Here is a 19,752-nt window from a genome sequence, read left to right as displayed (position 1 = left end):
GTATTATCACCATATTAAATATGTGGTTTCTTAGTCAACATACTGAGATGTTGGATATCAATATGGCAAGAACACAAAATCTACGACATAAAGTTATCAATCAATTTATTGATGCTATTCGCCATCAGCATATAAGCTCGCCTTTACCCTCTCAATCGTTACTTGCTGATATGTATAATGTTAGCCGTACCACTATCCGCCATGTGCTAAATTACCTCACAAAAAAAGAAATTTTAGCCTGTGTTGGTAACGATTATGTTCTCATTAGAGAGCCAAATGATGATGATCTTCTTGATACAATTATTGATTTACCCGATATTCAACTTGATGAATTTGAATCTTTTTTCTACAAGATGATCCAACGAAGAGAACTCCAACCCGGTGATAAATTTACGGAACTGCAATTGGCTCACCGAGCGAACGTGAGCCCTGTTGCCGTTAGGGAGTTTTTACTACGATTCTCACGTTATAATCTCATTGAAAATATACGTAGGGGATTATGGAGTTTAAAGAAATTTGAGCAAAATTATGCCGAGAAATTATTTGAATTACGTGAGCTATTAGAAACACACGCTTTAACACGATTTATGAATCTACCAAAAGAGGATAAACGTTGGGTTCAAGCAAAAGAACTTTTATATCAGCACAGGGAATTAAGAGAAACGGTTGTTGATAATTATCGCACTTTTTCCGAGTTAGACCGTAAATTTCATTCCTTATTACTTTCGGCGGCAGATAATCCTTTTTTTGAACAGTCATTGGATATGGTGACAATTATTTTTCATTTTCATTATCAATGGGATGATAGTGACCTTCGGCAACGAAATATTTTAGCGATTGAGGAGCATATGACTATTCTCAGCGCGATTGTTAGTCATTGTGATTTACAGGCAGCTAATGAGTTACGTAATCATTTAAATACCGCAAAACAATCAATGATACGTTCACTTAATCGATAAAATCATGCCAAATAGTGCCGAATAGTGCAGTAGTCGCTTACCCTGCATGGGTCTACAGAATAATACATTTGAAAGTTGAATAAATTCGCATCAGCTTATGCAAATATTTCACTGTAAATGCCGAGGTAGTGCTGGATTATCTACACCTGCTGTTTTAGAGTACTTCAACACCTGCATTTTATAAAAATAGTTTCACCACTTGTGGAGGATACATGTCATCTCTGAGTAAAGAGGCCGAATTAGTTCATGCTGCTTTGGAAGCGAGAGGGCTTGAAACCCCGTTGCGTATTCAGCCAAAATCAGGCGAAGATCGTAAGCAACTGATTGAAGGGCATATGACAGAGATTATGAAGTTACTGAATCTCGATTTAACCGACGACAGCTTAGCGGATACGCCTCGCCGTATAGCAAAAATGTATGTTGATGAAATTTTTTCAGGGCTCGATTATGCCAATTTCCCCAAAATTACATTGATCGAAAATAAGATGAAAGTTGATGAAATGGTGACGGTTCGTGACATTACATTGACGAGTACTTGTGAACACCATTTTGTGACTATTGATGGTAAAGCGATAGTGGCTTACATACCAAAAGATAAAGTGATTGGTTTATCTAAAATCAATCGTATCGTACAGTTCTTTTCTCAGCGCCCACAGGTGCAAGAGCGCCTAACACAGCAAATTTTGTTGGCATTACAAACCTTGCTTGGAACAAATAATGTCGCCGTATCAATTGATGCAGTACATTATTGCGTAAAGGCGCGGGGTATTCGTGATGCAACTAGTGCCACAACTACGACCTCTCTCGGTGGATTATTTAAATCTAGCCAAAATACGCGTCAAGAGTTTTTACGTGCGGTGCGTCATAATTAATTGATGCGTGAATTCCGATCTTCAATCGCCCCAAAAGGGCGTATTGATCAGCTTGATACTGTTCGCGGCATCGCAATATTAGGTATTCTTTTAATGAATATCTTTGCTTTTGCATTGCCTCAAACGGCATACCTTAATCCGTTTTATACTTTAACCACTTCGACTCCTGATGCCATTGTATGGGGCGTTTTTAATCTTTTTTTTCAAGGTAAAGTGCTCGCTATTTTCTCCTTATTATTTGGCGCAACGCTTGCTTTACTGCATCAGCGCTCAACACGTTGGAATCAGTGCAGGTTATTAATATTAGCCATGTTAGGGTTAATTCATGGGATTGGCTTTTGGGATGGCGACATTCTTCTCGCTTATTCATTAACGGGATTAGCGGCCATTTATATGCTAGAGCATTACAGTGATACGGCCTTATTAAAGCTCTCTTCTGCCATTTATATCATAGGGTTAATTATTTTATTTATCCTTGGTAGTGCCATTGATCCTACTGACCATTGGCAGTCGACGGAAGAACAAGTGTTTTTTGAAGTGGGGCAGACTGTCGCGGGTGGTCTAGAAAGCTTAACGGCTCGAGCAGAAGGCATGTTATTGATGATAGAAATGCTGTTTATTCAATATGGATGGCAATTACTTGCATTGATGATTATCGGTGCGCTATTGATGAGAAATGGTTGGTTGAGAGGGTTATTTAGCCAACAACATTATCGCCGTATGGCGCTTATTCTAATCCCTCCAGCATTCGTCATTCAAATTATTTCTCTATATTTTCAAAGCGTATATTTATGGAGTTTTTTTGCGACTTCAATTGTTGGTTATATCATCAATGAGCTAATGATCCCGTTACAATCTTTAGGATATATTGCGCTTATTTATGGTTTTTGGGATAGGCTCAAAAATAGTTTAATAGCAAAATTATTGCAGAATGTAGGGAGAATGGCATTGAGTAACTACTTGTTGCAAACGCTTATCTGTACAATAATTTTCTTTCATCTAAGTTATTTTAATCAATTTAACCGGATTGAATTATTAGGCTTTATTGCCCCTATTTGGTTCGTTAACCTCGCTTTTTCTTATTACTGGTTACGTACTTTCAAACAGGGGCCAGTTGAATGGTGCTGGCGAAAACTAACTGATAAGCTTTATCTCGCAACAATAAACCAATAAAAATTAATTCAATTTATTGATTTCATCAGGTGAAACAGCCGGATAGCCTTTAATTCCGTCAGGCATTTTTATGGGGGCCGGAATAGATTCTTGCTCCCCTAGAAATTTAGGCTCACGTTTCAGAATATATAAATCTGCAAGTGCACCAAGGCGCGCAAATACTTCGCGAACGCGAACTTTGTACATACCTTGCGGCGTTGGAACCGCTAAGCATTGTGCATCTATCCCTTTATGCTTGGCGATAAATACCGCTCTTTCACAGTGAAAGCGTTGAGTGATAATAGTGAAATTATCAGTATCAAATACTTTTTTGGTACGAACTACCGAATCCAGCGTTCTAAAACCCGCAAAGTCGAGCACGATTTTAGAGGCAGGAACACCGGCTTTTATTAGGTCTTTACGCATGGCAATCGGCTCATTGTAGTTATGAGCACCATTGTCACCACTTAGCAGTAAATATTTTACTTTTCCGCTGTGGTACGCCTCTGCAGCACCTTTGATTCGATAGGTGTAGTAGAGATTTGTGACGCCAGATGCATAATATTTAGATGTGCCAAGTACCATTCCAACATCTCGTGCAGGAAGTTGTTCTACATCTTCATAGATATAGGGTGCAGTGTCCCAGCCAATCCAACGGTCGAGTAAAATAACAGTGGCAAAAGCTATCCCTGCGAAAATTAACAGACCATAAAGCAGACGCTTCCTCATGTCCTAGCCTTGAAAAAAAATAGTCATAGTGATTAGGCTACTTGAGTTAAATTAGTGACGCAAGTCGCATAACGTAAAGTCGTGTCAATAAGCCCCTAAATACCCGCATAGCGTTAGATTGTTTAATTTAACACGCTATTTTTATCGATAGTTTGGCCTAACTTAGATAATACAAATATCAGCCTAAAATTATACTGAATTCCAATTACTAGGTCTGTAAAAAAGGTGTTTTTAGTCTCAATTGGAAAGTGAGCTACCTCACAGAGCGATAGTTTTATGGTGATAGAGACTGTTTGTTTTGAAATTTTAATTCTATATTAATTATAAGTTATGAAATTTAATTTCTTAACAACTGAACTTAATTTGTCTATAACTGATTGAGTTAGCGACAAAGGCAGTGAAATGCATAAAAACAAACTTTATTATCTGATACGCGAGGAAAGTATGAAACTAAAAACACTGTTAGCGGCTACCGCAATGTTAGTTACAGCAAGCGTGGCAGCGAAAGACTATCAAATTAATCACACGCAACAGATAAAATCATTGAATGATGCAAAAAGCGCAGCCGTGTGGGAGCAAGCGGAAGTGCTGACTGACTTTATTTACCCATGGGAAAAAGAAGCACCACCAAAAACCGATTTTCGGGCACTCTGGAGTGATGATGCGCTCTATTTTCGTTTTATCGCAGATGATAAAGATATTCAGTTAGGCGATGATCCTGATAAAGACCAAGCAGTATTAGACTCAGATCGCGTCGAACTTTTCTTTGCAACAAGTCCTGAATTGAAGCCGTATTACACAGCAGAAATGGATCCTAAAGGCCGAACATTCGATGCGAAAGCCAATTTCTATCGCGAGGTTGACCCAAGTTGGAATTGGGAAACGCTACAAACCGTCGGGGAAATTACACCTGCCGGCTATGTTTTAACAGGAAAAATCGATCTTGACGAATTTACACGCCTTAATTTATGGCAAGATGCTGATAAGAAAACCCTAATGTGTGCGATCCTTCGTGGTGAATTTAGTGCTGGCGAACCTAAGCAAGTCCGTAAATGGATCAGCTGGATTAAACCTGATTCTGTAAAACCAGACTTCCACATCCCATCCGCTTTTGGTAACTGCAAATTCGTTAAATAATTTGATTGTCGGTGACGGCTGGTTACCGGCAAATCCCAGTAAATTGTGAGAGTGATCACGTAAGTTAATTAAGCTTAGATTTAATGATAATTTAAGTTGAAATTAAAATTCATAAATAGTAATTTTTAATGAAATATAATTTCAATGAAGGTAAATCAATGTCCCTAGCTGAAAATACACTGAACAACTGCCTGCAAAATGAATTCAATCAGGAAACATTACAGTTTTCTCGTTTGGAGACATTTTCTATGGTCGCAGCGATCAATCAAGCGGATAGCACTGTTGCAAGCGCGATCCAACAAGTTCTACCGGCAATTGCCGATGCCATTGATGCCATTGCCGAACGCTTAAAGCTAGGAGGAAGGCTTTTTTATGTCGGTGCTGGCACGAGTGGCAGATTGGCCGTTTTAGACAGTGCAGAATGCCCACCAACCTTTGGTACATCACCCGAATTGGTACAGTCAATCATTGCGGGGGGCCAAGAGGCAATGTTAAAGGCGGTTGAAAACATTGAGGATTCAACGGAAGCATCAGTTGATGAATTAAAAAAACGTCATTTATGTGAAAAAGATGTCGTTATTGGGATAGCGGCAAGTGGCCGAACACCATTTACATTATCGGGGGTTGAATACGGTAATAAAATTGGCGCATTAACGGTTGCTATCACAACGCGTGGGCGGGGCTTGCTCAGTGAAATTGCTCAGTATGTGATTGCACCAGACGTGGGGGCTGAGGTGTTATCAGGCTCAACCCGGATGAAAAGTGGTACCGCACAAAAAATGATCTTAGGCATGCTAAGTACTTGTGTCATGGCGCGTTTAGGTCGTATTCATACTAATTTAATGGTTGATGTCGTCGCGAGTAATATTAAGTTACTGCGCCGAGCAGAACGCATAGTTGGTGAAGTGTGCGGCATTGATATAGAAACTGCCGCACAATTATTAAAACAAGTGGATTACCACCCACGGCGCGCAATTTTAATGTATGAACTCCATATTAATGCACAGCAAGCAACAGAGATTGTTCAACAGCATCCGCACACCACGTTGGATAGCATGTTGGAAACTCATCGTTAAATAATGGGATAGTGTGATGGTAGGTCATGCTAATACCAATAGAGCATGATTTAGTCGACACCAGGGGAATATTATGGCTAATAAAATAGAGCATCTGGAAGTACTCGCCAGAGAAATAGAAAAATACGCGGGCGGCTTTGAAAATGTGGCGACATTAACACATTGTATGACACGTATTCGCTTGGTTTTAAAAGATAATACCAAATTTGACGCACAAGCACTTAAACAAGTCGAAGGTGTGAAAGGGGTTATCTTTAATGGTGAACAGCAACAAGTGATTGTTGGCATGGGAACCGCGGCAAAAGTATTCACTGTGCTGAATAAACACATGCAGGGCAGTGTATCTACCCGTGCTGATAGTGATAACACACCGCCTATCGCGGAGAAAAAAGGGTTTTCAATTCGCCGAACGCTAAATACATTAGCGGCTATATTTGTGCCCACCATTCCCGCATTGATTGGATGTGGTCTGATCATGGGTCTAATCAATATCGTGCGTCTTGTGGCGCCGGGTGTTGTCGATCAATTCCCTGAACTGTTCAAATTATTGAAACTTATTGGCAGTGCGGTATTTGTATATCTTTCTATTATGATTGGTATGAATACGGCGAAAGAATTGGGGGCATCAACTTCTATTGGTGCAGTAATGGCGGGGTTACTTTCTATGCCAGGACTTGCCGATATCACCCTGTTTGGTGAGAAATTACAGCCTAATAGTGGCGGTATTTTTGCTGTTTTGATGGTGGTTGTATTTTCTTCCAAATTTGAAGTATGGTTTAGAAGTATTATCAAAGAGAGCCTCGACCTTATCATCACACCTTTTTTGACGATCCTCGTCTCTGCCATGGTGGCGATTATTGTCTTCCAGCCAGCCGGTCATTATTTGAACCAAATCTTGGCACAGGGCGTATCTGTTGCGTTACTTGACAGTGGCAGCGGGGCTATTGCAACCGGAGGGATCCTAGGTGGTAGTTTCTTATTCCTACTGCTAACGGGTTTGCATCAAGGGCTTATCCCCATTCATGCTGAAATTTTGCAAACCTTTGGGCTTAACTATCTCTTTCCTATTCTCGCGATGGGTGGAATGGGGCAAGTGGGTTCGTGTTTCTGGGTATTCCTAAAAACTAAAAACCAACGCTTGAAAAAAACCTTAGTAGGCGCATTGCCGGTAGGTATCTTTGGTGTTGGGGAACCCTTACTCTTTGGTGTCTCACTACCATTAGGTAAGCCCTTTATTGCCGGTTGTATCGGGGGTGCCGCGGGGGGCGCATTAATGGCGTTCTTTCATGTCGGTATTATCATCCCATTTGGTACCGCTGGCTTATCATTGATCCCATTAGTCGGGGATGGGCAAATCCTTGATTTCTTAATTGCCGTTGCAGGTGCATGGATTGTCGGTTTCATTGCCAGTATGATAATAGGCTTCAATGATCCAGAAAAATAATTAAAAGGAATAGCCATGTCGACATTGACGGTAAAGTTGGAAAGTTTGCAGACCAGAGGAAAGGGCACAGAACAACGTATAGCACGTTTCTTGTTAGATAACCGCGAAAGTCTTATTGCGATGAATGCGGCTGAATTAGCGCAAGCTGCGGGTGTTAGTAGTGCCTCTGTCATTCGATTTTCTCGTCAAATGGGTTATCGTGGCTACCCTGAATTTAAAGTGGATTATTTATCGGATGAAAAACAACATAAGGCCGAGAGCTTATATGGCAACCTGAGCCGTAGCGATGATACGGCTCAAATTATTGCTAAAACAGGGCTAATGTTTATTTCAGCAATTGAAAAATCACTCGAGTTGCTCGAGCCTTCGATTGTGGATGAAATTGCACAAAAAATGGTGAAGGCAAAGCGTATTGTTCTGTTTGGTATTGGCTCATCGGCCATTGTTGCCAGTGATATATTTCATAAGCTAATTCGCGTTAATAAACACACTTTATTTAGTTATGATTTACATGTTCAGCTCAGTTATTCAGCTAATCTTAGCCCAGATGATATTGCAATTGCAGTGACTGCAAGGGGCAATACACAGGAAATTAATAATATGTTGCATTCGGCGAAAGAGACAGGATGTACAACCGTTGCACTTACCCGTTTTGGTCAAGATGATGCCTCGAAATTAGCCGATTTTACGCTACCTTATTTTTATGATGAACAACATTCTCAATTAGGGGTGATTACCCCACAGGTCTTACAAATGGTGGCATTCGATACGTTATTTTTCAAATATCTGACACTGGCGGATAGCGACACAGATATCGCGTTACAAAAAGGGCGGCAAGCTCTGATACAAGGCAAAAGCCAATGATTTTAACTGAATTAGCTATCGGCGCGGTGATTGGGCTGATTATCAGCACAACAGGTGTCGGTGGAGGGGTGATCGTTTTACCAATATTGACCTATTTTTTTGGATTGAATGCACTTGCTGCTGTCGCAACAGCGAATTTTCTATCGATGCTAATGAAGATATCTTCTTCTTATATGCATTTTCGATTAGGTAATATCCCATTTAAAGGTGCAATGATTGTTTTAGCTATTATGTTACCTAGTACCTTTTTATCTAGCTTATTGGTGACATGGTTGGGGAGTTTGCCTGAATATGAAAAGCAGGTTGAATGGGGTATAAATCTTCTTGTTGCCGGCGCAATTATCTTTTCTTTATATTTATTTATTAATCGAATGTTTTTTTTCTCGCCAATTAAAGCGGGAGTAGCGAAAACTAATCAATTAAAGGCGATGGCAATTCCCGCTATTCTAGCGGGGGTAGTACTTGGTGCCACAGGCGTTGGTGGTGGTGTCGTTGTATTACCCATGTTGCTGCGTTATATGCAACTGAATATCAAACAAGCTATTGGGACATCTATTTTTGTGACCACCGTACTATCGGGGTCATCAGCATTAGCCTATGCGCAAGATGGTCATACGGATTTAAAATTGGCTTTAATCCTATGTGCAGGGGCATTAATCGTAATGCCTTTGGCAAAGTATTTACTATTACGTTTATCTGAACGTGCATTTCAATACATCACACTATTCTTAATTGCATGTAGTGCCATTATGATGACGCTAAATCTATTTTCTTTTTAGTCCTAAATAATGATTTAAACCCTGCTATTTATTCAATAATTGCAGGGTTTATTTTATGACTAATCCAGATCCCATTTCTTTAAATGATTGAGTTCTTTAGTCATTTCTTGATAAATAAAGTCGCGCTCATAATTAAGTTCTTCATCTTGTGAAGATGAAAAAGACTGAAGCATGAAAATAAGCAGCCCAACGGCAATTAAAGTGATAGATAAGCTGGATATAAACCGGATAAGACGGGTCGAGTGCGGCGCTACAACAAAAGCACCGCTGACAATAGCGCCAACAATAGCACCTCCAATATGGGCTGCATTATCAATGCCTGATTGCAGCCCGTTGACAAGCGTTAAGGCGATCATCCCAATAATATTGTAAAGAGGACGCTTTAATTTTTGGCGATAGTCAGGGGATAAACGTTGATCATTAATGGCTTTAAGCAGATAAATAACCGAAGCTGCAGCAAGCCCCATAATTGCGCCAGAAGCCCCGAGGCTTACGGTGATATAAATGGTATTATCCGCCTGAAACATATTTTCTAATGAATTAAATGATGCACGGCGAATAGCGGCATTAATCGTTTCTTGATATTGCCAATAGGCACTAAAAAAGGCAGAACCAATACCGGATATGAGGTAAATAGCCAGCATCCTAAATTTACCGAAAGTACGTTCGCACTCAATTCCAATCACAAATAATGCTAAGCTATTTAACCCTAAATGAAACCCACCGGAGTGCAACACCATACTGATAGGGTAACGCCACCAGTCACCTGTAAGAGATAGTTGGTATACATTCGCGCCAAAGAGTAGCAAATTGTTTTCTTGTGACTCAAGCGGTGAGGCATAGTATAGCTGATAGAAATACACTCCTATATTCAATAATACAATGAACAAGGTCAGTGCCATCGCCCACAATGAAAATTTAGGTTGTTTAGGTGGCTCCATGCTGGTGTTTTCTACCATTGTAACATCCTGCTGATCAAAACGTATTTCATCATATTAAATAAGGAAGTTTACTATCGCAATGAAAAACCAATGAGGATCGCGGTTAATTGCATTTTTCAGACACTTTCTAAAAATAGTGTTCAGATAAAGAAAAAGGGGCGCTATCGCACCCCTTTAGAGAAAGTTATTAGCAAACCGTTAGAATGATGTTCGTTTGTAATTACGGTATTCTGGTTTCCAGAAATTGCGTTCAATAGCTTCATCAAGTGCGTCATCGGAGGTGACAGTGGCAACGCCTTGAACTTGAGCTTCTTTGGCAACTTGTTTCGCAATAATGCGTGAAACATCTTGAATATCAGAAAGCAGGGGTAATAACGGGCCTTCACCATTTTGGGCTAATGGTGAGCAACCAGCTAATGCACGGCTAGCGGCCATCAACATCGCTTCGGTAACACGTTTTGCACCAGAGGCGATAACCCCTAAACCAATACCTGGGAAGATATAAGAGTTATTACACTGGGCAATTGGATACACTTTATCTTTATACGACACAGGGCTAAATGGGCTGCCGGTTGCAACAAGCGCTTGGCCATCAGTCCAGTTAATAATGTCTTCAGGGCGCGCTTCCACACGTGACGTTGGGTTTGATAACGGCATCACAATAGGTCGAGCACAATGCTTATGCATCTCTTTGATAAGCTCTTCAGTAAAGAGACCCGCTTGGCCTGAAACACCAATCAAAATCGTTGGTTTGGCATTACGTACCACATCTAATAAAGAAATCGAGTCGCTATTGACATCCCAATCACTCAGGTTTTCACTGTTTTGAGTTAACTTACTTTGGAAATCTAGTAGATTAGGTAGTTTATCCGTTAACAAACCGAAACGATCCACCATATAAATACGTGAACGGGCTTGCTCATCACTGAGGCCTTCAGATTTCATTTGCGAGATGATTTGCTCTGCAATACCACAACCTGCAGAGCCGGCACCTAAGAAAGTGACTCGTTGATCGCTAAGCTTGCTGCCGGCAGCATTGCTTGCGGCAATTAAACTGCCTAGTGCGACGGATGCAGTACCTTGAATATCATCATTAAAGCAGCACAGTTGGTCACGATAGCGAGTCAACAGTGGCATCGCATTTTTCTGTGCGAAATCTTCAAATTGCAGTAATACATTTGGCCAGCGGCGTTTAACGGCTTGAACAAATTCATCAAGAAATTCGTTATATTCATCACCTGTGATACGGGGATGACGCCATCCCATATACAGAGGGTCATTGAGACGCTGTGGGTTATTGGTTCCCACATCAATAACGACTGGCAATGTATAGGCGGGGCTAATACCACCACAGGCGGTATAGAGGGCTAATTTACCAATAGGTATACCCATTCCACCAATACCTTGATCGCCTAAACCTAATATACGTTCGCCATCCGTGACAACGATAACTTTTACATTTTGTTTTGTGGCATTTTGCAGCATATCATCGATATGCGCGCGGTTTGGGTAAGAGATAAAAAGGCCACGAGCCCGGCGGTAGATATCAGAAAAATGCTCACAAGCTTCACCCACTGTTGGGGTGTAGATAATTGGCATAACATCGGTAAGGTGTGCATCAATCAGTCGATAAAACAGGGTTTCATTGGTATCCTGAATATTTCTCAGGTAAATATGTTTATCGATATCTGTTTTAAAATCAACTAATTGACGATGAGCTCGCTCAACTTGTTCTTCTATCGTTTCAACTTGTTCGGGCAATAAGCCATGAAGGTTAAAGTTTGCACGTTCTTCTTCAGTAAAAGCACTTCCTTTATTCAGTAAAGGAAACTCAAGCAAAATTGGACCAGCGTAGGGTATGTAGAGAGGGCGTTTTGTTTCGTGTTCATGTTCCATTAAATATCACTCTTCGGACGATTAATAAACAACAGTCAGGTTAGATCCTAAGCTAAACAGAAAATATGTACAGTAAATAATGATACAAAAGGGTTAAAAAATTTACTGAAAAATATTGTGTATATGATAAGGAATTTATAACAAGGATAGGATTTTACTACGGAACCTTATCTCTATGACAGCGAGGGGATCACGCTTAGGGAATTCCGTTGATATTTATATTCAATTCTTTTGGTGTTGATGATTTATTTAGATATGAATATTTAGATACTGAGCATTAAAAATATATTTATCTATATCATATATTGCTGCATGTTTTTAATTGTCATAGATTTAAACTCTTATTTAATTTAATGCATCATAATATATAAGGGTTATTTGTGTTTAAAGTGAGTTTATTATCTAAATATATTGATTTTTTAATTATCATTATGTTTTTTTCTATATTTAGCACCTCAAAAGCAAATTATAATCCAGTTGAGACATTACAAAAAATTGATAACTACACTTATGAAAATAGATATGGCAGTTCTGTTCTAGATGAAGCTAAAAAAGAACATTATTGGCAAAAGATTTTTCATGCATCAGGTGATAGAAGCCAAGAGTTAGCTGTTGTATATAGTCTAATGAAAGAGGTTATAGAAAAAGAGAAGTCTGCATCGACAAAGAAAAAAGTTGCGATTAAAAATTGGGTAGAACGTATGAAAAAAATATTAGCATACAATAAAGTATCAGTACCTAATTAATTAAAATCTATTTTTTAATAACAAGGTTTTTAAATTATGAAATCTGAACTTATATTAATAATACCACTGTTGTTATTTTCGGGTTTTTTGATGGGAAATAACCGCTCGGGGTTTGTTTGTGGGAAATTTAATGGCAACGTTGTGGAAGTGCCTAGAAATTATGTTGATTTTATCGCTGAATATGAAGGGTATAGTTATTTTGACCGTAGGGCAATCAATAATGAAAATGGATGTGATGCTAATTTCACCGTACTCCCTTTAAGAATGACATGGCCGGAAATGCAACCCGTCGATAGAATGAAATTAGATCCAAATGAAGAAGAGATAAGCATTGCAGTAAAGCCAATGACAAGTGATACGGCAACAATGAACGAGCTTAGGAATAATTCAATTAATAACGATTTTTTTGGTAAAAGAAGTAGTGTTTATTATGATGATGAACTTGATTTGTATTTTGTTGAATATGAAGATAAAGGATTAATGAAGAATGAAAGTGAGTATTATCAAAGAAAAAGGAGAGTTTATTGGTTTGAAAGTAAAAATGAAGTAATGAGTGTTATTCGTTGTGATTGGGTTCAAATAAAAAATGAATATTACTTTTGTGAAATTAAAGGTCAAATACCCCAAGTTGATGCTTATATTCAAGTGAATATAAAATGGAATCAAATGCGTAAATGGGAAAGTATTTTATTAAAATCAAAAGAATTTTTAATAAATCATACTAAATAGAAAGGTATTTTTAATGTCAAATAATACAAATTATAGTACAAGTAGAGTGTTTACAAAAAATGATCTTATTACGATCAAAAAAATATTAAGGAAAGATAAAAACCCGAAGGGAATGTATCAATATCTAGCGAGTAAAGGCGATAGATATGCTTTATTTGCAGGATTGAGTGGAAGTGAATCAGGTTTTTGGGGGCGTTTGACGTTATACTTCCGATTCAATAGCGATATTATTTTAGATAAAGGTTTCCTTGATGATAGATATTCAGTACCTAAAATGCCGAACATTCCAGAATTTAGTTATAGCGGTTATTCTTCTGGGGGGACTTTCAGTTTTAATTAATATTTAAAAGTGATAATGATAAAAAATAAGTATTCACATTATGATGATTTATAACAATATACGGTTATTGCTGTCTATTTATACTACTAGCAATAACCGTTATTTTAAATAAATATTAAATTAGTCAAGATAAGCTAATTCGACTTGCTTGCAACCTAATGCCTTCAAGGTATTTTCAGTTACACTCCAATGATTAATAATCGCATCTTGTTTCTCAACAAAAGTGGCTTGTTCAATGGCGTGAATATCTTTACTCGCGAGATTAATCATAATCAATGCGGCTTGTAGTGGTGGCAAGCTTGGATTAAATGCCGCGTTCTCTGCGTAACGGCCAGTAAATAAAGAACCATCTTTTAATTGCAGGGCTATACCTGATTGGGAATTACTGTATGGCGCGTGAGATTGGTTTGCCGCTTCAATAGCTGCGGATAATAATCTGTCACGGCTTTGTGTAGTAAACCCATGGTCAACCGCATCCATAAGCAAAGTGGTAATATCTAAGTCTGAAGGGCCAAATGAATCGGGTAAATAATCGTGCAGGGTGGCAGGTTGGCGTTCTGGTAGATGGATCATAATTTTACCACCATCACGAAGCTCATTCATAAACTGTCGGCAATGTCCGCAAGGGGTATAGTTTACGGTCACTGAGGTGAGTTTTTTCTCGCCTTTTAGCCACGCATGGGTGACTGCACATTGCTCAGCATGAATCACTTGTCCCATCGATACATGGCTAAATTCCATGTTAGCGCCGAAGTAAAGGTTACCACTCTCGCCGCAAGCGATTGCGCCTACATAAAAGTGAGAGATGGGGGTGATAGCATAAGCAGCAGCAAAGGGTAGGAGTGAAAATGCAAGCTCAGAATCATTACAGCCACATTCTACTTTAATTTGTTTAACTTGCTCAGCTGTCAACATGGCTGGAAAGTTAGGTTGATCGATAATAGGTTTAAGTACAGCCTGTAGTTTTTCTGGAAGCTCGGCCCAAGCGGCCTTAAATCTTGAATGCATAAATTACCCTCCCTATTTAATAGTTTTTCATTCTATTCAATAAACTGATTATTGCATGTGATAGCGATCACTTTTTCAGTGAAACGCATGAAACAAATCCTGTAAATGAGAGATGTATCTCATGTTTTGGTTATCCGTAATGGAGTAAGAAAAAGATTTTTTCTCTTACCCCTATGATTTATTCACTTATCTTACTAATAAGTTTAGCTAAAAAGATGAAGTATGACAGGAAATATAAACGGGGCGATTAAAGATGTGATTACACCGCATGTCATTAGAGCAAGAGAGCTATAAGCGCCTTCAATATAATTGACTTCGGCGCAACGTGCAGTTCCTAATGCGTGTGAAGCCGTTCCCATGGCTAAACCCCTTGAAGCGTGAGTGCGTATACGTAAAACATCAAATAAGCTATGACCAAACATGGCACCTAATATACCAACAAACAGCACGCAAGCCGCACTAATGGCTGGGATCCCACCAATTGAATCAGCAACAGCCATGGCGATTGGGGTCGTAACGGATTTAGGTAATACAGAAGCAGCTATATCTGGCGTCGCACCTAGCCATAATGCAACCGCAGCGCCAGTGAACATAGCCACTAAGCTACCCGCAAAACAAATACTGAATAAGGATTTCCATTGCGCCCGAATTTGATGCATCTGCTCATATAATGGAAAGGCTAAGGCTACAACGGCAGGCTGTAGTAAATCATTGAGTAATTTGCTGCCCGCGAAATAATGCTCATAAGGTGTACTGGTTATCACAAGCAAAGGAATAATAACGGCAATTGTTATCAATAAAGGATTTAAAATCGGCAATTTACTTTTAATAGAAAGTGCACGAGCTAAATAAAATACAGCGATGGTTAACGGTAGTGACCACCAAATATGCGCTAACATTACTCATTCCCCTTTGACTTATCATTATTGATAGCGGAAGAAATAGATTCTTCTGGAGGAAGAGAGACCTCATCTGGTTTTGCACCAACAACAGGGCGCTCTTTATGTACGTAGTTAGAGCTGATCGCAACCACAATCATTACGATGAGCGTACTGACAACACAGGAAACCAGAATAGGGATCATCTGTTGGCTTAATAGGTCGTAATAATTCATGATACCAACACCGATCGGAACAAAGAGTATTGTCATATTTTTCAATAAAATACTGCAACCGGGTTGCGCCCAATGAGCGGGAACAATTTGTAGAGCCAGTAAGATAAAGAGAATGAGCATACCGACAATACTGCCGGGAATCGAAAATGGAAGTAGGGTAGAAATAAGGTTTCCGACAATAAGGCAAAGGTAAAGTATTGCGAAAGCTCGCAAATATTGCCATCCAGTTATCATCACCTGTTTAAATGACATGAGACTTGTCCTGTTACTCGACATCCATTCATCATACAATTAACTTTATAATTGTGCTACAGATCACAGATAAAAAGATGATAAAAAGGCGGAGGATATTAAATTCCTCCGCCTGCCGTTTAATTAATAACGAGTTTAAGACTAAATTCGTTATTTTATTTCACTTGCATACCCGGCTGCGAGCCGCTATCAGGACTAAGTAGGTAAATATCTTTACCACCAGGACCCGCTGCCATGACCATGCCTTCGGAAATACCAAAGCGCATTTTACGTGGTGCAAGGTTAGCAACCATTACGGTCAGGCGCCCTTCTAAAGCTTTAGGATCAGGGTACGCAGAACGGATGCCGGAGAATACTTGGCGAGTTTCACCACCGATATCAAGTTGTAATTTCAGCAGTTTATCAGACCCTTCGACAAAATCAGCTTGTTTGATTAACGCGATGCGTAAGTCAATTTTTGCAAAATCATCAAACGTGATTGTATCCTGAATCGGATCTTCCGCGAGAGGGCCGGTGAGTTCTTTGATAGGTTTAATGCTTTCTTTTGAAGCTTCAACCATCGCTTCCACTTTTGCCATTTCAATACGGGTAAATAGTGCTTTGAAAGGGGCAACAGTATGATTTAATAGTGGTGCGTTAATTGAATCCCACGTTAATTCAACATTGAGGAAAGCTTCTGTACGTTTTGTTAAACCCGGCAATACAGGTTTTAAGTAGGTCATCAGAACGCGGAAAAGGTTAATACCCATAGAGCAAATATCTTGCAGTTCTTGATCTTGACCTTCTTGCTTGGCGACAACCCAAGGCGCTTTTTCATCGACATAACGGTTAGCAATGTCTGCTAGAGCCATGATTTCGCGAATAGCTTTACCATATTCACGACTGGTATAAGCATCACCAATTGTTTGGGCTGCATCAACAACTTGTTGATATAGTTCAGGTTCAGATAATGTCGGCGAAAGCTTGCCAGCAAAACGTTTAGCGATAAAGCCTGCATTACGAGAAGCAAGGTTGACCACTTTATTGACGATGTCGCTGTTTACGCGTTGGATAAAATCTTCTAAATTCAAATCAATATCATCGATACGTGAAGAAAGCTTCGCGGCGTAGTAATAACGCAGGCAATCTGCATCTAAATGATCTAAGTAAGAACGTGCAGTGATAAATGTCCCACGAGATTTGGACATTTTCGCACCATTGACTGTGATATAACCATGCACGAAGACATTGGTTGGTTTGCGGTAGTTGCTACCTTCAAGCATTGCAGGCCAGAACAAACTGTGGAAATAAACGATATCCTTACCAATAAAGTGATAAAGGTCGGTTTTGGAATCTTTCTGCCAAAACTCATCAAAGTTTAGGTCGCCACGTTTGTCACATAAATTTTTAAATGACCCCATATAGCCGATAGGGGCATCTAGCCAAACATAGAAGTACTTGCCCGGTGCATCTGGAATTTCAAAACCAAAGTAGGGAGCATCACGGGTGATATCCCATTGGTGAAGCCCAGATTCAAACCATTCTTGCATTTTATTCGCGACTTGCTCTTGCAGTGCGCCAGAACGGGTCCACGCTTGCAACATGTCACTAAACGCGGGTAAATCGAAGAAAAAGTGTTCTGTATCCCGCATTACTGGAGTCGCACCAGAAACCACTGAACGTGGGTTAATTAGCTCAGTTGGGCTATAGGTAGCGCTACAGACTTCACAGTTATCGCCATATTGGTCTTCAGCTTTACATTTCGGGCAAGTGCCTTTAACAAAGCGATCTGGCAGGAACATGCCTTTTTCTGGGTCATACAGCTGTGAAATAGTGCGGTTTTTAATAAAACCGTTATTTTTCAGTTGCTTGTAAATATGTTCCGATAATACTTTATTCTCTTCACTGTGTGTGGAGTGGTAATTATCGTAACTAATGGCAAAACCAGCAAAATCGTTCTGATGCTCTTGGTTCACTTCCGCAATCATGTCTTCTGGAGACACACCCAGTTGTTGGGCTTTTAGCATGATTGGTGTTCCATGCGCGTCATCGGCACAGATAAAGTGAACTTCTTTGCCGCGCATTCGCTGATAACGGACCCAAATATCAGCCTGAATATGTTCCAGAATATGACCGAGATGGATTGAACCGTTAGCATAGGGTAACGCACAGGTTACCAGTAATTTATTCGCGACTTGAGACATAGTAACTTTCTTACTTCCATTATTTAAAAGGGACTTTGATGTTAACCGATCAAAACTGATGCTGCTAGGGTAATAAAATATTAATCGGCATTTATTCTGAAAACAGAAAATAATTTTTTACGCTTCGTGGGTTTTCAGTCTTATGGCGGTCACTATTTTTTACGTTCTCTGTTATGATTAATCACAGTCAAAGTAATATATACTCGTCATACTTCAAGTTGCTTGGGTGTTGTATTTGCTCAGCTATCCGGATCATAGCGTTCGTCTATGCTCATCGGCTATCTTTGCTCTGCGCCTACAAGCAAATTGAATTATTTGGGGTACAGTTTAAAAATATAAAATAAAGGAGCAGGGATGAGCAATAAATCTCCCGAGCAGAACAAACCAGAACTGCTGACTGAACAAGTCTCCACTGTTTTGGCTTCATTTACACACCCAACGCTACAGCGTAATCTGATTTCTATCAAAGCGTTACATCACTGTGCAATGTTGGACAATGTTTTGCATGTCGAACTCGTAATGCCATTCGTTTGGAAAGGGCCATTTCAGGCGCTGATCAGCGAAAAAACGGCTGAATTAAAGCAGCTTACAGGTGCTCACGCTGTTGAGTGGAAATTACGTCACAATGTGACAACACTTAAACGCGCTAATGATTTACCGGGAATTAACGGTGTTCGTAATATCTTAGCTGTAAGTTCAGGTAAAGGTGGGGTAGGTAAATCCAGTACTTCGGTTAACCTAGCGCTAGCTTTGGCGCAAGAAGGGGCGAAAGTCGGTATTCTTGATGCGGATATTTATGGGCCATCAATTCCGAATATGCTAGGGACTACGCTTGAGCGCCCAACATCACCCGATGGCCAGCACATGGCACCTATCATGGCGTATGGTATAGCGACCAACTCGATTGGTTATCTCGTCACTGATGATAACGCCATGGTTTGGCGTGGACCGATGGCGAGCAAAGCATTAATGCAAATGCTGCAAGATACCTTATGGCCTGACCTAGACTACCTCGTTATCGATATGCCACCGGGAACGGGAGACATACAGCTAACACTTTCCCAAAATATCCCTGTAACGGGCGCTATTGTGGTTACTACGCCGCAAGATATTGCGCTAGTGGATGCGATGAAAGGGATCGTCATGTTTAAGAAAGTCAACGTGCCAGTCCTTGGTGTTGTCGAAAACATGAGTGCCCATATTTGCAGTAATTGTGGTCATGTTGAGCCTATCTTCGGGACTGGTGGCGCTGAAAAACTCGCTGAAAAATACCATACTAAGTTATTAGGACAAGTGCCTCTACACATCTCTTTACGTGAAGACCTTGACCGTGGCCAGCCAACTGTAATGCGCGATCCTGAAGGTGAGTTTGCGGATATTTACCGTGAAATCGCGTCGGGTATTTCTGCATTAATGTATTGGGAAGGGGATAAAATCCCAACGGAAATTTCTTTCCGTGCGGTCTAATTAGATTGATAGATAGAGGTTATTGAGAAATAACCTCTTTTTGGTTATGCGTATTTACCACGAT

General features: G+C 39.9%; 19 protein-coding genes. 12 read left to right on the top strand and 7 right to left on the bottom strand.

Features of this window, described 5'->3' with window-relative positions; all coding sequences use genetic code 11:
- Positions 1-62 precede the first annotated feature (62 nt).
- From M998_RS05275 to yeiB, 3 genes are all read left to right on the top strand, one after another.
- Positions 63-959: a GntR family transcriptional regulator gene (locus M998_RS05275; protein ID WP_068441921.1), complete on the top strand. Its 897-nt coding sequence runs from the start codon at positions 63-65 to the stop codon at positions 957-959.
- Positions 960-1,171: 212 nt separating this feature from the next.
- Positions 1,172-1,831 (top strand): GTP cyclohydrolase I FolE, encoded by a 660-nt coding sequence (folE, locus tag M998_RS05270; protein ID WP_068441924.1) that lies wholly within the window; start codon positions 1,172-1,174, stop codon positions 1,829-1,831.
- 3 nt (positions 1,832-1,834) lie between these two features.
- Positions 1,835-3,004, top strand: a complete 1,170-nt coding sequence (gene yeiB / locus M998_RS05265; protein ID WP_068907925.1) for a DUF418 domain-containing protein YeiB — start codon at positions 1,835-1,837, stop codon at positions 3,002-3,004.
- A 3-nt stretch (positions 3,005-3,007) separates the two neighbouring features.
- Here the strand turns inward: yeiB and sanA are convergent, their stop codons facing one another.
- Complete coding sequence (sanA, locus tag M998_RS05260) at positions 3,008-3,712, bottom strand: outer membrane permeability protein SanA (RefSeq protein WP_068441929.1); 705 nt, start codon at positions 3,710-3,712, stop codon at positions 3,008-3,010.
- Positions 3,713-4,156: 444 nt separating this feature from the next.
- On the opposite strand from sanA, the gene M998_RS05255 reads away from it, so the two are divergent.
- The 5 genes from M998_RS05255 to M998_RS05235 all read left to right on the top strand — a co-directional run bounded on the left by M998_RS05255 (position 4,157) and on the right by M998_RS05235 (position 9,012).
- Positions 4,157-4,849 (top strand): carbohydrate-binding family 9-like protein, encoded by a 693-nt coding sequence (locus M998_RS05255; RefSeq protein ID WP_111751004.1) that lies wholly within the window; start codon positions 4,157-4,159, stop codon positions 4,847-4,849.
- Positions 4,850-5,007: 158 nt separating this feature from the next.
- The gene (gene murQ, locus M998_RS05250) at positions 5,008-5,925 is read left to right on the top strand and encodes an N-acetylmuramic acid 6-phosphate etherase (protein WP_068907921.1); all 918 of its coding nucleotides are present in this window, start codon (positions 5,008-5,010) and stop codon (positions 5,923-5,925) included.
- A gap of 73 nt (positions 5,926-5,998) precedes the next feature.
- Positions 5,999-7,369, top strand: a complete 1,371-nt coding sequence (locus M998_RS05245) for a PTS transporter subunit EIIC (protein WP_068907920.1) — start codon at positions 5,999-6,001, stop codon at positions 7,367-7,369.
- A 15-nt stretch (positions 7,370-7,384) separates the two neighbouring features.
- Positions 7,385-8,233: a MurR/RpiR family transcriptional regulator gene (locus tag M998_RS05240; protein WP_068907918.1), complete on the top strand. Its 849-nt coding sequence runs from the start codon at positions 7,385-7,387 to the stop codon at positions 8,231-8,233.
- Positions 8,230-9,012 carry a sulfite exporter TauE/SafE family protein gene (locus tag M998_RS05235; RefSeq protein ID WP_068907915.1) on the top strand — a complete coding sequence of 261 codons (783 nt, stop codon included), beginning with the start codon at positions 8,230-8,232 and terminating at the stop codon, positions 9,010-9,012. Before M998_RS05240 ends, M998_RS05235 begins: the two co-directional genes overlap by 4 nt.
- Before the next feature lie 59 nt (positions 9,013-9,071).
- On the opposite strand, the gene M998_RS05230 is transcribed toward M998_RS05235, so the two are convergent.
- Both M998_RS05230 and M998_RS05225 read right to left on the bottom strand, forming a co-directional pair.
- On the bottom strand, positions 9,072-9,971 hold the full coding sequence (locus tag M998_RS05230) for a rhomboid family intramembrane serine protease (RefSeq protein ID WP_068907913.1): 900 nt from the start codon (positions 9,969-9,971) through the stop codon (positions 9,072-9,074).
- A 180-nt stretch (positions 9,972-10,151) separates the two neighbouring features.
- Complete coding sequence (locus tag M998_RS05225; RefSeq protein WP_068907910.1) at positions 10,152-11,849, bottom strand: NAD-dependent malic enzyme; 1,698 nt, start codon at positions 11,847-11,849, stop codon at positions 10,152-10,154.
- A gap of 380 nt (positions 11,850-12,229) precedes the next feature.
- Here M998_RS05225 and M998_RS05220 point away from each other — a divergent pair, with 380 nt between their 5' ends.
- The 3 genes from M998_RS05220 to M998_RS05210 are packed head-to-tail and all read left to right on the top strand — an operon-like array spanning position 12,230 to position 13,664.
- Positions 12,230-12,595 (top strand): hypothetical protein, encoded by a 366-nt coding sequence (locus tag M998_RS05220; protein WP_068907909.1) that lies wholly within the window; start codon positions 12,230-12,232, stop codon positions 12,593-12,595.
- Between the two features lie 36 nt (positions 12,596-12,631).
- Positions 12,632-13,324, top strand: a complete 693-nt coding sequence (locus tag M998_RS05215) for a hypothetical protein (RefSeq protein WP_068907907.1) — start codon at positions 12,632-12,634, stop codon at positions 13,322-13,324.
- A 13-nt stretch (positions 13,325-13,337) separates the two neighbouring features.
- Positions 13,338-13,664, top strand: a complete 327-nt coding sequence (locus tag M998_RS05210) for a hypothetical protein (RefSeq protein WP_068907905.1) — start codon at positions 13,338-13,340, stop codon at positions 13,662-13,664.
- Between the two features lie 120 nt (positions 13,665-13,784).
- Here the strand turns inward: M998_RS05210 and cdd are convergent, their stop codons facing one another.
- From cdd to metG, 4 genes are all read right to left on the bottom strand, one after another.
- The gene (gene cdd, locus M998_RS05205; RefSeq protein ID WP_068907903.1) at positions 13,785-14,672 is read right to left on the bottom strand and encodes a cytidine deaminase; all 888 of its coding nucleotides are present in this window, start codon (positions 14,670-14,672) and stop codon (positions 13,785-13,787) included.
- A 203-nt stretch (positions 14,673-14,875) separates the two neighbouring features.
- A complete protein-coding gene (locus tag M998_RS05200; protein WP_068441965.1) occupies positions 14,876-15,571 on the bottom strand; it encodes a CidB/LrgB family autolysis modulator in 696 nt (231 codons plus the stop codon).
- The gene (locus M998_RS05195) at positions 15,571-16,038 is read right to left on the bottom strand and encodes a CidA/LrgA family protein (protein WP_068907901.1); all 468 of its coding nucleotides are present in this window, start codon (positions 16,036-16,038) and stop codon (positions 15,571-15,573) included. Before M998_RS05195 ends, M998_RS05200 begins: the two co-directional genes overlap by 1 nt.
- A gap of 155 nt (positions 16,039-16,193) precedes the next feature.
- Positions 16,194-18,221 (bottom strand): methionine--tRNA ligase, encoded by a 2,028-nt coding sequence (metG, locus tag M998_RS05190; RefSeq protein WP_068907899.1) that lies wholly within the window; start codon positions 18,219-18,221, stop codon positions 16,194-16,196.
- A 354-nt stretch (positions 18,222-18,575) separates the two neighbouring features.
- On the opposite strand from metG, the gene apbC reads away from it, so the two are divergent.
- Positions 18,576-19,688: an iron-sulfur cluster carrier protein ApbC gene (apbC, locus tag M998_RS05185; protein ID WP_068907897.1), complete on the top strand. Its 1,113-nt coding sequence runs from the start codon at positions 18,576-18,578 to the stop codon at positions 19,686-19,688.
- Positions 19,689-19,752: the final 64 nt, after the last annotated feature.

It is taken from the genome of Providencia heimbachae ATCC 35613 (assembly GCF_001655055.1).
Taxonomy (GTDB): Bacteria; Pseudomonadota; Gammaproteobacteria; order Enterobacterales; family Enterobacteriaceae; genus Providencia; species Providencia heimbachae.
This window is presented reverse-complemented; position numbering and strand designations above follow the sequence as displayed.